Raw genomic sequence first — 13,452 nt, forward strand, 5'->3', positions numbered from 1 at the left:
CGGGCGTATTTAACCCGAAAGAGGGAGTGTTTGTGCAGACCTTTGGCGAAGAACTTGAATCATTGCGTGCAGCCGGGCTTTTCCGTTCCATGCGCCTGGTGGAGGGGGAACAGTCCAGCCGGATCATTCTTGATGGCCGGGAGGTCTTGCTTCTCTGTTCCAACAACTACCTGGGGCTGGCGGATCATCCCCTGCTCAAGGAAGCTGCCATCAGAGCCGTCGAACGCTTTGGCGTGGGGAGCGGCGCCGCACGTCTCGTTTCCGGCAATATGGAGCTGCATCTCCGCCTGGAAGAGCGGATTGCCGCCTTCAAGGGGACCGAAGCGGCCCTGGTCTTCAATTCCGGCTATGCTGCCAATACCGGTATCATCTCCGCCATCGCCGGACGGGGAGACCTCATATTCTCCGACCGGCTGAACCACGCCAGCATTGTCGACGGTGCCCTCCTTTCCCGGGCCAAGGTTATCCGCTATTCCCACAACGACATGGTGGCATTGCGCCGCCTGCTGGAGGAGAACCGCTCCACATCCGGTCGCCGGATCATTGTCACCGACGGCGTATTCAGCATGGACGGCGATCTGGCCAAGCTGGCCGAACTGGTGGCCCTGAAAGGGGAGTTCGGCGCGCTGCTGATGGTGGATGATGCCCACGGCACCGGCGTCCTGGGGGAGCATGGGCGAGGGAGCGCCGAGCTGTGCGGGGTCATGGACCGTATCGACATCCACATGGGAACCCTGGGCAAGGCCCTGGGGAGTTTCGGCGCCTATGCCGCTGCATCTGAGGAAATCATCGATTACCTGGTAAACAGGGCCCGCAGCTTCATCTTTTCCACCTCACTGCCACCGGCGGTGCTGGCCGCCTCCATTGCCGCCTTCGATCTGGTCGATTCACCGGCAGGAGCCGATCTGCGAAAAGGGTTGGCGGCGAACAGCACCCAGTTCAAAGATGGGCTGGAAAATGCCGGCTTCAATACCATGGGGAGCGAAACGCAGATTGTCCCGGTCTTTGTCGGCGGTGCGGAAGAGACCATGGAGTTTTCCAGAAAACTGCTGGATCAGGGCATTTTTGTCCAGGGGATCAGGCCGCCGACGGTGCCGGTTGGCAGCTGCCGCCTGCGCTGTACGCTGATGGCGACCCATTCTCAGGCCGATGTGGACCGGGCAGTGGCGGCCATTGCCCAGGTGGGCAGGCAGCTGGGCGTAATCCGGGGGACCTGAGAAGATGGCTGTTTTCGAAACCAGCGATGACGTGACAATTCATTATGGGGATATGGGCCAGGGAGTACCGCTGGTCTTCGTCCATGGCTGGGCCATGTCCAGTGTGGTCTGGAGCTTTCAGCGGGAGCTGGCCGACCGCCGGCGGCTGATCACCATGGACCTGCGCGGTCACGGCCAGTCTGCACCCTCGGAAACCGTCACCCTCGAAGCGTTTGCCAACGACCTGATCGAGCTTTTTACCCGGCTGGATCTGCACGATGCCATCCTCGTCGGCTGGTCCATGGGGGTGCAGGTTGTATTACAGGCTTTCAAGGGTCTGCGACCACGCCTTGCCGGCCTGGTACTGGTCGGGGGAACCCCCCGTTTCAGCGCTGCTGCCGATTATCCCCATCTTGCCGCCGGTAGAGGTGAAGGGGATGGGTGTTCGCCTGAAACGGGACTATCAGAAAACCATGGGCGATTTTTTTCGGGGCATGTTCGCCGAAGGGGAGCCGGACCGGGAGCAGTACCAGCGCATCGTCCACGAGATTGTCATGAAAGGTCGATCCCCGGAGCCCATGATGGCGCGAAAGGCACTGCAGGTGCTGGCAGATGCGGACCTGCGCCCCCTTCTCTCGGGGATAGACCGGTCGGTACTGCTCATTCACGGCGAGAAAGATACCATCTGCATGCCGGAAGCTTCCCGTTACATGGCTGAAATACTTCCCCTGGCGCGTCTGCAGATTGTTGATGGCGGCCATGCGCCGTTCATGGCCCGTCCGGCAGAATTTAACGCCTGATCAGGGCCTTTATGGAGGAAATCATTGGGCGGCATTGATCGAGAGAAGGTAAAAGGCTCTTTCCATCGCCAGGCGGCAACCTACGACCAGCATGCCAGGGTGCAGAAGCGGGTGGTGGCAAATCTCCTGGACGCGGTGCGGAAAGAGGCGGGCAATCCGGGCAGGATCCTGGATGTGGGGTCCGGCACCGGCCGGCTCTTGGCCGAGCTGCATCGTCTCCATCCGGAGGCCCAAATCTTCGGCGCAGACTGGCACTGGGCATGTGCATCACTGCCAGCGCCCATCTGGCCGCAGCAACCTTTGTCACCGCCGATGCGGAGTCGCTCCCGTTCATGGACGGCGCCTTCAACCTGGTCACTTCCACCTCCACCTATCAATGGCTTCCCAACCTGGGTCATGCCTTCGCCGAGGCGCGTCGGGTCCTGGCTCCGGGGGGTACCTTTCTCTTTGCCCTTTTCGGTGAACGAACTCTTTTCGAGCTGAAGGATGCGCATTTTCTGGCGCTGAAGCGGGAAGGGGAGGTGGAGGATATCACCCACCGCTTTTTTTCCCCGGCACGGGTTGAGGAGGCATTGGCTGGTGCCGGATTTAGCCTGTGCCGGGTGGAGTCGATGCTGGAGGTGGAACTTCATGCCGACGTCACGGCTCTGCTTAAATCGCTGAAAAAAATCGGTGCCGGCAATGCTTCCCCCAGGGCCTCTGCCGGCCTTTTCGGTCGCCAACGCATGCTGGCGATGATGGATATCTATCGGGAGAAATATGGAACTGCCGACGCATTCCTGCCACCTACGAGGTCATTTATGGTGCAGGACGGTGCCCATGAGCTGCTTAATTGGTTGACACGGGGCGTGCCACCGGTGTATTAGAGAGTACTTTTTCAAGTAAGACCAAGGAAGGATGTATTGTCATGATCAAGATCGATTTCGAGAAGATGGGGGGGCTGATTCCGGCGGTAATCCAGGATTACCAGTCGGGCGAGGTGTTGATGGTGGCCTTCATGGATCAGAAAACCCTGGATTTGACCCTGAAGGACGGCAAGACCTGGTTCTTCAGCCGCACCCGCAACAAGTACTGGATGAAGGGTGAGGAGTCGGGCAACACCCAGGAGGTGATGGAAGTGCTCACCGATTGCGACGCAGACACCGTCGTCATCAAGGTGAAGCAGAACGGCCCTGCCGCCTGCCATACCGGCAACAGGAGCTGCTTTTATGTGAAGTGGGAAAAAGGAAAGTGGGTGGAGCATTCCAATCCGCTCTTCGATCCGTCGCAGGTATATAAGAAATGACCGTAGGGGCGCTGCTTGCCGCGCCCCGGTTCAGGTGGCAAGATCACATGGGCGCAGCAAGCAGCGCCCCTACATTTCATTCAAAGGACCAAGCCATGTCCAATATATTGAAATTCGGTATCCCGAAGGGAAGTTTGGAAGACGCCACCGTCGATCTTTTTGCCAAGGCGGGGTGGAAGATTTCCATTTCTTCCCGCAGTTATTTCCCCGGTGTTGATGATGCCGAGCTCAACTGCAAGCTGATCCGTCCCCAGGAGATGGGCAAGTATGTGGAGCGCGGCACCATAGACGTGGGTATTGCCGGCCGCGACTGGGTGCGGGAGAATGACTCGGACGTGGTGGAAGTGTGCGAGATGGTCTATTCCAAGGTATCTCGCCGCCCGGTGCGCTGGGTGCTGGTAGTGGCCCAGGATTCCAAGGTGCAGAAGCCGGAAGATCTGGCGGGGGCCACCATCTCCACTGAGCTGGTTGGCTTTACCAAACGCTACTTTGCCGAAAGGAACATTCCGGTAACAGTGGAATTTTCCTGGGGGGCAACCGAGGCCAAGGTGGTGGACGGCCTCTGCGACGCCATCGTCGAGGTGACCGAAACCGGCTCCACCATCCGCGCCAACAACCTGCGCATCGTCTGCGACCTCATGGAATCGGTGCCGGTGATGATCGCCAACCGCAAATCCTGGGAAGATCCCTGGAAACGGGAGAAGATCGAGACCATCGCCACCCTGCTGAAATCGGCCCTGGCCGCCGAGGGGATGGTGGGCCTGAAAATGAACGCCCCCGGCGACAAGGTGGAGGCAATCACCAAGGTTCTCCCCAGCCAGAAGGCTGCCACCGTTTCCCACCTCTACAACTCCGACTGGGTCTCAATCGAGAGCATCCTCAACGAAAAGGAAGTGCGCTCCATCGTGCCGGCCTGCTCAAGCTGGGTGCCGAGGGGATTGTGGAATATCCTTTGAACAAGATTATCTGAGGGATGAATGACGGACAAAGCCCGCAAACCTGATACAGGTTCAGCGGGCTTTTTTTGTGACCAGGCTTGCAGGGTGGGAGCGGCGTCCTTAGTCAACGGGACTGGAAGCAGTCAGTAAGCATACAACACTGATAGTGCCGCCTTCTCCTTGGGATTGACCTCCGCTTCGCCCTGTACCTCAAACGAGTATAAATTGGGCGTTCTTGGCGTTTGGGTAGTGGCGCTTGTTCCGGCCACTCCCGCTCCGGCATCCAGGTAGTCGATGCCGCTGGTATCGATGAGCCCGACACCGGGAACGGTATCAACAATCTTTGTATAGACCTTGAAATTGTTGCCGGTGGTTGCCCCCTGCAGGACGAAGGTCAGATCCGGTGCCTCTTTGGCATTGACCGTTTTGGACACAGTCGTTGGCCACGAAGAGGTGGCTGTCGTCAATTTGGTTTCCAGTCCATTGCCGGAAGGGAACATGAGGCTGAGTGAGGTACCGAAATCATCGAAGTGTTTTTTGTCCCGTCCGAATAGTTGCCGAAACGGACGGGGTATGACGGTTCTCGTCACCAGCTCGGTTCCACCATAGGAAGCTTCCAGTGCATTGCGGTAGCGTTTCTGGGCGCCGACATCTTTGTTCCTGACAAAACGTAGTACATCATCATCATGATTATGATGAGACATATCAGGGTGAACATCACGGCAGTTATCAAAGCTATACCTTGCTGGTTCTTAAGTATCTTCATAGAATCACCGCCATTTATTGAAGCAGATTTTTCGGCCGCACCACGATTGTATATACCTTCCACCTGTAATTTTTGTATTGGGACGTGATAGGAAAAGATCGACCCCTCTGTACCCCATCAAGGACCTCGCCCACTTGAATTGAATTGCCTGGATAAGTGTAGAAGCGGTCCTTCTTTCCTTCCTGTGCCAGGACATAGACCTTATTTCCCGTAACTGCGTCCGAATGTCTTCCGCTGTAGGTGAAGATGTGTTGGCTGGTGCATTCAAGTACTGGTTGATGCGTCCTGCCCCGTCCGTGTCCAGCCCATATACCACCTGCATGTCGGCCACGCAGTCAAGAAGCGGCATGCCCGTGGCAAGTTTTCCTGCATTGGCGCCCGTTCCCTGAATAACGGTGGACTTGTAAAGAATTCCGGTATTGTCGGCGCAGGTCGAAGGCATGCTTGCGGGGGGGGCGGGGCGCGCTATGTAGTAATCAGCTGTTGAAGGGAAAGCGGACATCTGTGTCGGCGCTGATGCCATACATTTCAAAGGTGTCGCCGCTCTGATGACTAGCTGGAGATGAGAAATTGGCGAAGGTGCCGGAAAAAACCGTGCTGCTGGAGGCTATCAACTGCCTGGTCACCGGGGTGGTATTGAGGGCATTCCTGACTATGATGACACGATCGGTAGAGGCAAAATCACGATCGGACAATCCCCAGACTTTTCTTGTTCTTATGCCGTCTTTGTCATAGGACACGGTGGTCCATCTCTTTGAGGCGGCATCAGTACCGATAGAGGTAGACTTTATGACCAGATAATTGGAGCCGGCATTGAAGGTCGTGGTGTCGGACTGAACGGCGCGTGGTGCATTGCCCGTGCTCTCGTTGTAGGTGCTGACGCTCTTCCCGGAAGGCCTGATGTCATCAGTTTCGGTGTTCTCAGTACTTGCTTCGCTGTAGGTAACCGCAGGAGAGAAATCCCATGGTAAACCGAAACCGGTTTTTTCAAGGTCGGCCCTCAGTATTTCCAGACCGACGATTCCGGCTATCTGGGTTTCGGCAGACTTCGTCTGCTGCGCCGATTGGTCCACCGTCTTCTCGAAGGCGGTTGCCGTAACGATAATAATCGTGATGAATATGGCCATGACTACAATCAGTTCCGTTAGAGTGAATCCTTTTTCGTTCCGGACATGCATGTTTTTCTCTCTTCTGCCGTACCAGGCTAGGGCATTCTTGAAATAGGTGCCGACACCCTGTTGGTGTAGGTGGCCCCCTTGTAGGTCCATGTGACCGTGACGTGCAATTGCAGGGTGGTCGGATTATTCAACGCATCATGGGAGAGGACATCCGAACTGGTATTTACCATGAGTTTTTTGCCGGTGCCTCGTATCTTGCCGGCGGTCGATATCAAGGGAAAAGTCACGGATGTGGCAGGATGAACCGGAGCGACTGTGTCAAAGGTCTTCCCTCTCATTTCGTTCAGATATTTTTCGCCCACATAGACCGCCTCGTCACGGAGATGGTTTTTCAGGTTATAATCCTGTGCCACATTCAGCGATTGAAGGAGACCGACTGCCCCTATCATCATAATGACTATGGCAATCATAACCTCCGTCAAGGTGAAGCCGTTATTATTGCTGTTTAATATTGGCACCTGCACAGCCTCCTCCCGTCCTTTTACCAAGATTCACCCGAACCTGTGAAATTGCCATGCTGTCAACCGCCGCTGCATTTACGACTGCCGTGTCATTTGTGGGTAAAATGCAGAGGTATCTTTTTGTGTCGGGCGTCAGGCCTCTGGTCAGTCCCTGGGCGTCGAAGATCACGGGACTGCTGTCGTCATCGTTCCACACCACGCTGTACGGGAGATCCTTGGTCGTTATGGGAGTAGCGGTGGTGTCATCGGATGCATATATCTTGAATTGCTTTCCAGTGATAACCACACTGCGTGGGTTTTTACTGTAAAGTGCCTGGAGCCGGACCTCCATCAGGTCTGCCTGCATTTTTTTGATCTGACTTTCGACCCCGGACTTCAGAGTCATCTGGTTCCAGTTATGGGTTGCGATGGCCAGAAGAGTTGCCATTATGGCCATAACAACTAGCAACTCCACCAATGAAAATCCACGTTCGCGCTGCATATTAGTGTTCCTGTATATGAAGAATCTTCTTCACCGGTCGGTTGGTGCTGCTGCTGATTACCGGTGGCGCGTCAGAAGGCGGCTTACCTCCACCGACAGGTACCGGTGGCGGCGGAGTAGTGGGAGGATCGACACCTGGAGTCCCACCTGGCGTATAGTTTGACGGCGGGTAGAGGATTCCCTTCGGGGGCGTTCCTGGGCAGCCATAGGCTTCAGCCAGGCTGATTTCTTTGAATTCCCCTGTGGAAAGCTGAACGAGTACTTTGCCCTGCAGGGAGTTGCAGCTTGGAGCCCCTCCACTGCTGTAGTTCAAGATGCGTAGGAACGAATTTCCGCCATAGCCGCATTTATCCATGGTGGGTTTGAAGGTGGTGAACAGTACGGAGCCGTTGGTTAGTGCAACCGGATCGGTAACCACACGTTCTGCGCCAACATCAGTCGTGGATGCGTTGAGATCGATGCGCCAGCCAGGATTTGCACCCACTGCCGAAACCGAACTGGTTTGATTGACCAGCGTGCCGGAAACAGCAGCGGTACAGCTTCCGTCAAGGAAGTTCCCAGGCTTGGCGGCGGTATTGTAGCAGGGCTCTTTGATGCCGAACAGCGCTCGCCGGTTGGAGTAGTCGTCGAGACTGGTCCCGTCCCGATAAAAATAGCGCCCGGTTCCAAAAAAGAGCCAGAGATTCTTGTTGAGGGACCTGGTATCCTGGAGACGGGCGATTGACGTGGTGACAGGCCCGATACCGTCGATGACTTTACTGTAGGTCCAGGGATTGGTTGCATCGTCTGGAGTCATACTCTCTTTGGTCATGATCCTGACGACGCCGCCGTCTGTCCATGCACCATCGGTAGTTGAATACTTCACATATCCTGCATAGATTGCATCGTCCTGATAATTGCCCGCGACCCCTGGGCCTGCCCTGCGGTCGGCATCTATGGACCCTCCGATCATGGAGCCGGCAAAGGCATTGTCGATATCGGTGGTGATCGTCTTCGCCACTCCAGTTTTCAGGTCAACGATGAAAAACCTAAGATGGTGGTCGGAGCCTGCTCTAAGTTGATGGGTGTCGGTATCGATGGGGCCGAATGGGCCGTTGCCGAAGACTGCATACCAGCGGCCGTTCTTATTCCGGTCTCCCACCCTGACAATGGCCGGCCCGGTTGTGGCGAAGCCGAGCTGGTTGCTGCTGAATTCCCAGAGGAGCTGTGGATTGTTCTGATCAGTGACGTCCAGGGCGAAATAGGATGAATAACCGAGGCTTTTTAAGGCATTATCCGGATCCACAATCGGTGTCTGTATGCATGCTACGTCTCCGGTGCAGGAACTGCGGGTGGCACCACCGATGCCCATGGAACCGATGACGATTGTTCGCCAGGTGTTGACTGTTTTTGTCTGATCCCAGTAATCGGCTACCGTTCCATCCCCTATGCTTGCATCCAGAAGCAGAGTCCTGCCGTCGACGGCATAGAGATGTTCGTAGTGGGGATCGCTAAGGTATTTGAGGTAGGGAAGGAAGTTTCTCGGTATGTAAGCCCATTCCTCTCTACCCAGATTGGATCCGGTCAGCGATGCTTTTTCCGTGTCGTTGGATCTTACCGAAAGCAGGCCCAGTTTGAATGCGTGGAGCATGCCGTCGTTTGCACCAACGTAAACCATGCCGCGGCTTTTATAGTTACTGGTATTGATGAAGCTTTCATAGGTCTTGTCGCTGTAACCTGCAGAAGGGGATAGATTGTAGGAATTCAGGCGGACCGTCGACTGGACCGCGGTGTTGAGGATATGATGTCTCCCAGGCGCCAGATACCGGAACTGACCGTTGTTGCCGGGGATGGATCTTTGATGTCGACCCGCCGTCTCCGCAGGGTCGAGTCATTGGGATAATCTTCTCCGTGTACCCAATTGATCAATGTGGGCGCCTGGGCTGCGGTTACATTCAGATAGGGTGCCAGGGCCGTTGAATTGTCAGTGACAGAACCTCCGGGATAGGTGGAGGAGGAGAAATCGATCAAAGATGTTCCGTTGAGCGTGGTCTTGATCTTACGCGGATCAGGATTGGTTCCTGTCGTAGTGATGTTCCTGCTCCAGAGGAGTTTGCCTGCGCGCCAAATGCTCTTGACAAAATCCGGGTCAATGGGGGAGCCGATTGCCGTGTCGCCAGCTCCATCGCCATTGGTATCCTGATAGCGCTGCACCATTGTCTTATCTGCGCTATTGTCGAAGTAGAAGCTGGTGACGTAATCTTGAGTCAGCTTCAGCTTCAGGTCTCCATCAGTGTCCTCCCTGATGGTGCTGTTGTTAATATAAGGGTCCACGTAGTACCAGAGGTTCTGCATTTCACCGATCCAATTTACAGAGGTGTCGTTGGCAAATATTTTCTGAGGATAGAACACAGCCTGAAGAATATTGGCGCCACTCCCCTCGCTGTTGGAGAGGATGGAGGCCGCCGTACCCGAGGCAGCTTTGGCTGCAACCGACGAAAATGCGGCATCTATCTGGTTATACAGGCTTTGTGGGTCGGCAGCAGAAAAAAGTGTCGTCCCACCGTTTTTAGCTGTGTTTTGCATAAGTGTTTTCGGGTCGCAAAGCCCTGTCTGGCTGCTTGTCTCTTGCCCTGAATAGACGACATACGTCGTTATGGACTCGCTAGAATTCTGGGGTGCTGCAGTGCTGGCCGTACCGGATGTTACCAGAGTTTTTATGTTGCGATTCTTTGCCACCCACGCCAGATCGCTGATGCTCCTGCTTCCCGAATAAGTGGGGCACGTGGACCCGCCATAGACATTAGTAGCGTCATAGCCGACATCACCAGGTCTGTAGGTTGTGGTGCCGATAGTATAAGGAACTGCTGAAGCATACTGCGTGGCCAAGCCCTCGGAAACGGTATGTCTGTCTGCAGTGGACATACCGTCGGTAATGAGCAGGATATTGTTGGACTGGCACCTGAACTGGGAGGGGTTTTTGCTCGTGTTATAGCTGGTGGCCGTGTTGGGGCCGAGAACGCTGAAATTGAAATCCCTGCTGGTGGGCGGGTTGGTGCCGTAATTGTTGGTCCTGGCAAAATAACCCATGGCATTGTAAAAGGCTTCGGCGAAAGGGGTCCATGAGGTGGCAGGGATTGCATCGATACTGTTGATTAAACCGGAACTGTGATTGCCCACCGAGGGCTGGCAGTACTCGCCGCTTGGACAATCGGAATCGACGTCGCAGGATGTGGTGGTCGTAACGGAGCATTTGCCTGCGCCCACATAGGATATGAGCTGCCCTCCGTCCGTTTTGGGCAGGGGCTCACAGGTTTGTCCGGACCCGGTCGGACAGTCGGTGGAAGCAATACACATGCGGGTGGTAAAACCTGTCCCGGCGGAGTAGCAGGCCTTGGTGCAGGGCAAGGACGTACTGCCGCACTCCGAGCCGCTGCCGTTGTTCTGGAAAGAAATTGCGCCGAGGCGGATACGGCTGCCGTACTTGTCCACGAGCCCCGATGGAGGGGCGGCAAGTGCAACATTCGCCTTAAAACTCCCCACCCTGGTAAGATTGTTCAACCCCTGCTGCATGACAAAGCCGGGGATACTGGCAGTAGCCGTACTTGTGGTGACCGCCGTTGAGGACGGATCGGCAATGGGGTTGGTTTTGACGTTGACCTGACAATAATTCTCCATCTGCGCCAGTACATTCGGACTACATGGACCGTTGAAATCGGTGCCGTTCCAGCAAGCACCAAGATAGCCCGTGTAAGAGGTGCCGTTAATTGTATAGGTGAGGACGCTGGAACAAATTGAATAGCCTGAATTGGGATCGGTAATCTGATCGGGTCTGATGGTGGCGTAGATATTCTTGCAATCGCCTTGAAGGGTGTTCAGGTTGGTGCTGTACCCCTGGGCGCCCCCGGTCATCCCCTGGTAACAGTTGTGGAGGGCGTGGTTCCATATGTCCGTGGCATTGATGGATGAGGAACCCGCCCCGACGCAGCCTTTGGTGTCTCCGGAGAAAGTGCCCAGGTTTACATTGACACCACTGGCCACTTTGCTCCAGTCGTTCGTTGCTTTGAGGCAGTCAGTCGCATTGTATGTGCCGGCATAGATTTCGATGTATGTCTGCCCATATTCGGTGGATAGGTTTTGAGTAGTACCGACACCCGCTGGTGTCCCCCCATGGATGGCGAAGGTCAGGTTGACTCCCGATACGGATTTGAGGAACTCCCGCCCGCCGCACCCACGCGTCTCCGAAACCAGAACATTTGCTGACGTATCGAATTTGCCACCGGTGAGGATCTTTTTCTCCTGGTCGAATTTGGAAGCGGTGAGCCAGTTAAGGAAGTTGCCGCTGACGACGAATCCCGTGGAGTCGCCGACCACTGCCTCGGCAGCTCCTGTTCCCGTCGTGTTGACGCAGAAGTAGGCAGGGGTGCCGGCAGAATAGGTGCAGCTTCCCGGCATACTTGCACCGCTGGTGAATTTGTTGTTAGTGAAATCATAGCTGTAGGTGGCAGCGGCATCGAAATAGCCGTAATAGTTGCTGGTAGTGGTATAAGGCGTGTAGGTGGTATCGTAGCACTGGCGGCTGGCGCTGCATGTGTTGTTACAGATATCGTCTGCAGCCCATGTACAAGTGCTACCTGCCGGACAGGTTCCCCCACTGGAAGTGCATCCACTATTCGCGGAACACGCTATTGGACTTAGTGTTATTGCCGTGGTCACAGTGGCTGTTGTGCAGAGGTTCCTGCTGGACTTGGGACCTGTAAGAACGCAGGTATCTCCGGGTACGATCCTCTGACAATCCGCATCGGTAGTGCACGCCGCTTTGGAAGCGGTCCCTCCCGACGAGGCATAACTTCCCACACAAAAGGCTTGGCCTGCTGAAGCGCATTGGGAGTCGGCAGTACATTGAGTGGTGGGGTTATTGGCGCAATATTTATTGGAGGTGTCCTGGTAAGCCAGGTCATACATACTGGCGGAGTTATCGATCATCAACAAAAGGTTCGGTTTTATCCCTGCAGTGATGAAAGGCGGGGTGATGCAGTACTGGTTTCCGGGGTCGGCCTGTGAAAAGGCAGGAAGCAGGGTGAGGAAAAAAGCTATTTTCCAGGACTTGTTTTTCAGCAGGTAGCTGATCGATTTCATCTGTACACCTCGTATTTTCAGCAGCTTACGTTAATGAATTTAATAAATGCTTGATTTGCCGACGATCTACTTCTGCATCAGCTATGCCACCGGGACAATTTGCGTTTGGCATTAGTATTGAGGGGATTACACGGAAAGATCCTCTTTCCCTATGTCATGGTATGCATTTTTTTTACAGTGAAAGGTCAAAAAGGTGACATTTTTGCGTCGTCAATGAATTGTGCTATAAAGAGGCAGGCAAGAAAGACCCTGTCGGATGGCGCGTTGCAGGTGGAAGGATGCTGAAGCGCGTGCTGGAATAGATCCGCAACCAATTGATGTGACACTAATATTCTAAAAATTTCAGGAGGATAAACTATGAAGAGACTTGTACTGGGGATACTGCTCTCTTTCTCTGTCAGCACCGGAGCTTCTGCCGAGTCATCGGTCTGGAAGGCGCAAAGGGATAATTCCACCATCTATCTGGGTGGAACCTGCCATGTCCTGCGCGAGTCCGATTATCCGCTGCCGCCGGAATTTGAAAAGGCTTACAAGGCATCGGAAACTGTGGTCTTCGAGACAGACATCGCTAAACTCCAGGATCCATCAATGCAACAGCAGTTGCTGGTAAAGGCCATGTATACCGACGGCAGCACCGTTGATAAACACCTGTCACCCAAGGTATATGGCCAGCTCAGCTCCTTTTGTGAAACTAACGGCATTCCCATCAAGGCCTTCAGCCAGTTCAAGCCGGCGATGATAATGTTGACGCTGACGGTCATTGAGCTTAAGAAATTGGGAGCTACCGAAGAGGGGGTGGACCAGTTTTTCCACAGCCTGGCCAATAGGGACAAGAAACCCGTGGAGGGACTTGAGACGGTTGAGGAGCAAATTGAGTACATCACCACCATGGCCGATGGCAGCGAAGATGATTTCGTACTCCACTCCCTGAAGGATATGAAGACCATGGAAGAGCAGTTCGGTAATCTTGCAGCTGCATGGCGCAAGGGGGATGGCCGGAAACTGGACGAGTTGATGGTCAATGATCTCAAATCACGGCAGCCGCAGCTCTACAAGAGATTAATCACCGATCGCAACAGAAACTGGCTTCCCATGATCGACGCCTATCTAAAAACGCCCCGGACTGAATTCATCCTGGTCGGTGTAGGCCACCTGGTGGGGCCGGAGGGGATCATAGAGGCGTTGAAGAAAAAGGGGTATAAGGTGGAAAAGCTCTAAAATAAATATTC

At 54.8% G+C, this 13,452-nt stretch carries 11 protein-coding genes and 2 pseudogenes; 6 read left to right on the forward strand and 7 right to left on the reverse strand.

Annotated elements, in window-relative coordinates:
* Positions 1–32: 32 nt before the first annotated feature.
* From bioF to hisG, 5 genes and pseudogenes are all read left to right on the forward strand, one after another.
* The gene (gene bioF, locus JCM15764_RS05820; protein WP_243688451.1) at positions 33–1,217 is read left to right on the forward strand and encodes an 8-amino-7-oxononanoate synthase; all 1,185 of its coding nucleotides are present in this window, start codon (positions 33–35) and stop codon (positions 1,215–1,217) included.
* A gap of 94 nt (positions 1,218–1,311) precedes the next feature.
* Complete coding sequence (locus tag JCM15764_RS05825) at positions 1,312–1,914, forward strand: alpha/beta fold hydrolase (protein WP_243688480.1); 603 nt, start codon at positions 1,312–1,314, stop codon at positions 1,912–1,914.
* A gap of 106 nt (positions 1,915–2,020) precedes the next feature.
* Positions 2,021–2,819, forward strand: a pseudogene (locus JCM15764_RS05830) (methyltransferase domain-containing protein).
* 84 nt (positions 2,820–2,903) lie between these two features.
* Complete coding sequence (gene hisI / locus JCM15764_RS05835; protein ID WP_054693574.1) at positions 2,904–3,281, forward strand: phosphoribosyl-AMP cyclohydrolase; 378 nt, start codon at positions 2,904–2,906, stop codon at positions 3,279–3,281.
* Between the two features lie 95 nt (positions 3,282–3,376).
* Positions 3,377–4,251, forward strand: a pseudogene (hisG, locus tag JCM15764_RS05840) (ATP phosphoribosyltransferase).
* A gap of 111 nt (positions 4,252–4,362) precedes the next feature.
* Here the strand turns inward: hisG and JCM15764_RS05845 are convergent.
* From JCM15764_RS05845 to JCM15764_RS05875, 7 genes are all read right to left on the reverse strand, one after another.
* Entirely contained in the window at positions 4,363–4,923 is a 561-nt protein-coding gene (locus JCM15764_RS05845; RefSeq protein WP_054693577.1) for a hypothetical protein, read from the reverse strand.
* A 66-nt stretch (positions 4,924–4,989) separates the two neighbouring features.
* Positions 4,990–5,508 carry a PilW family protein gene (locus JCM15764_RS27905; RefSeq protein WP_369412257.1) on the reverse strand — a complete coding sequence of 173 codons (519 nt, stop codon included), beginning with the start codon at positions 5,506–5,508 and terminating at the stop codon, positions 4,990–4,992.
* Positions 5,462–6,163 (reverse strand): PilW family protein, encoded by a 702-nt coding sequence (locus JCM15764_RS05855; protein WP_054693582.1) that lies wholly within the window; start codon positions 6,161–6,163, stop codon positions 5,462–5,464. The genes JCM15764_RS27905 and JCM15764_RS05855 overlap by 47 nt, the downstream gene beginning before the upstream one ends.
* A gap of 26 nt (positions 6,164–6,189) precedes the next feature.
* Complete coding sequence (locus tag JCM15764_RS05860; protein ID WP_243688452.1) at positions 6,190–6,621, reverse strand: type IV pilus modification PilV family protein; 432 nt, start codon at positions 6,619–6,621, stop codon at positions 6,190–6,192.
* Complete coding sequence (locus JCM15764_RS05865) at positions 6,599–7,105, reverse strand: pilus assembly FimT family protein (RefSeq protein ID WP_054693588.1); 507 nt, start codon at positions 7,103–7,105, stop codon at positions 6,599–6,601. Before JCM15764_RS05865 ends, JCM15764_RS05860 begins: the two co-directional genes overlap by 23 nt.
* 1 nt (position 7,106) lies before the next feature.
* Positions 7,107–8,936 (reverse strand): pilus assembly protein, encoded by a 1,830-nt coding sequence (locus tag JCM15764_RS05870; RefSeq protein ID WP_369412264.1) that lies wholly within the window; start codon positions 8,934–8,936, stop codon positions 7,107–7,109.
* The gene (locus tag JCM15764_RS05875; protein WP_054693594.1) at positions 8,849–12,223 is read right to left on the reverse strand and encodes a pilus assembly protein; all 3,375 of its coding nucleotides are present in this window, start codon (positions 12,221–12,223) and stop codon (positions 8,849–8,851) included. Before JCM15764_RS05875 ends, JCM15764_RS05870 begins: the two co-directional genes overlap by 88 nt.
* Before the next feature lie 357 nt (positions 12,224–12,580).
* On the opposite strand from JCM15764_RS05875, the gene JCM15764_RS05880 reads away from it, so the two are divergent.
* Positions 12,581–13,441 carry a TraB/GumN family protein gene (locus JCM15764_RS05880; protein WP_054693597.1) on the forward strand — a complete coding sequence of 287 codons (861 nt, stop codon included), beginning with the start codon at positions 12,581–12,583 and terminating at the stop codon, positions 13,439–13,441.
* Positions 13,442–13,452: the final 11 nt, after the last annotated feature.

This window comes from Geotalea toluenoxydans JCM 15764, from assembly GCF_001311985.1.
Classification (GTDB): Bacteria; Desulfobacterota; Desulfuromonadia; order Geobacterales; family Geobacteraceae; genus Geotalea; species Geotalea toluenoxydans.

Coding starts and splice junctions, on each gene's coding strand:
- JCM15764_RS05825 (WP_243688480.1), top strand. CDS start 1,312: ATGTCCAGTGTGGTCTGGAGCTTTCAGCGGGAGCTGGCCGACCGCCGG.
- hisI (WP_054693574.1), top strand. CDS start 2,904: ATGATCAAGATCGATTTCGAGAAGATGGGGGGGCTGATTCCGGCGGTA.
- JCM15764_RS05845 (WP_054693577.1), bottom strand. CDS start 4,923: ATGTCTCATCATAATCATGATGATGATGTACTACGTTTTGTCAGGAAC.
- JCM15764_RS27905 (WP_369412257.1), bottom strand. CDS start 5,508: ATGGCATCAGCGCCGACACAGATGTCCGCTTTCCCTTCAACAGCTGAT.
- JCM15764_RS05855 (WP_054693582.1), bottom strand. CDS start 6,163: ATGCATGTCCGGAACGAAAAAGGATTCACTCTAACGGAACTGATTGTA.
- JCM15764_RS05865 (WP_054693588.1), bottom strand. CDS start 7,105: ATGCAGCGCGAACGTGGATTTTCATTGGTGGAGTTGCTAGTTGTTATG.
- JCM15764_RS05875 (WP_054693594.1), bottom strand. CDS start 12,223: ATGAAATCGATCAGCTACCTGCTGAAAAACAAGTCCTGGAAAATAGCT.
- JCM15764_RS05880 (WP_054693597.1), top strand. CDS start 12,581: ATGAAGAGACTTGTACTGGGGATACTGCTCTCTTTCTCTGTCAGCACC.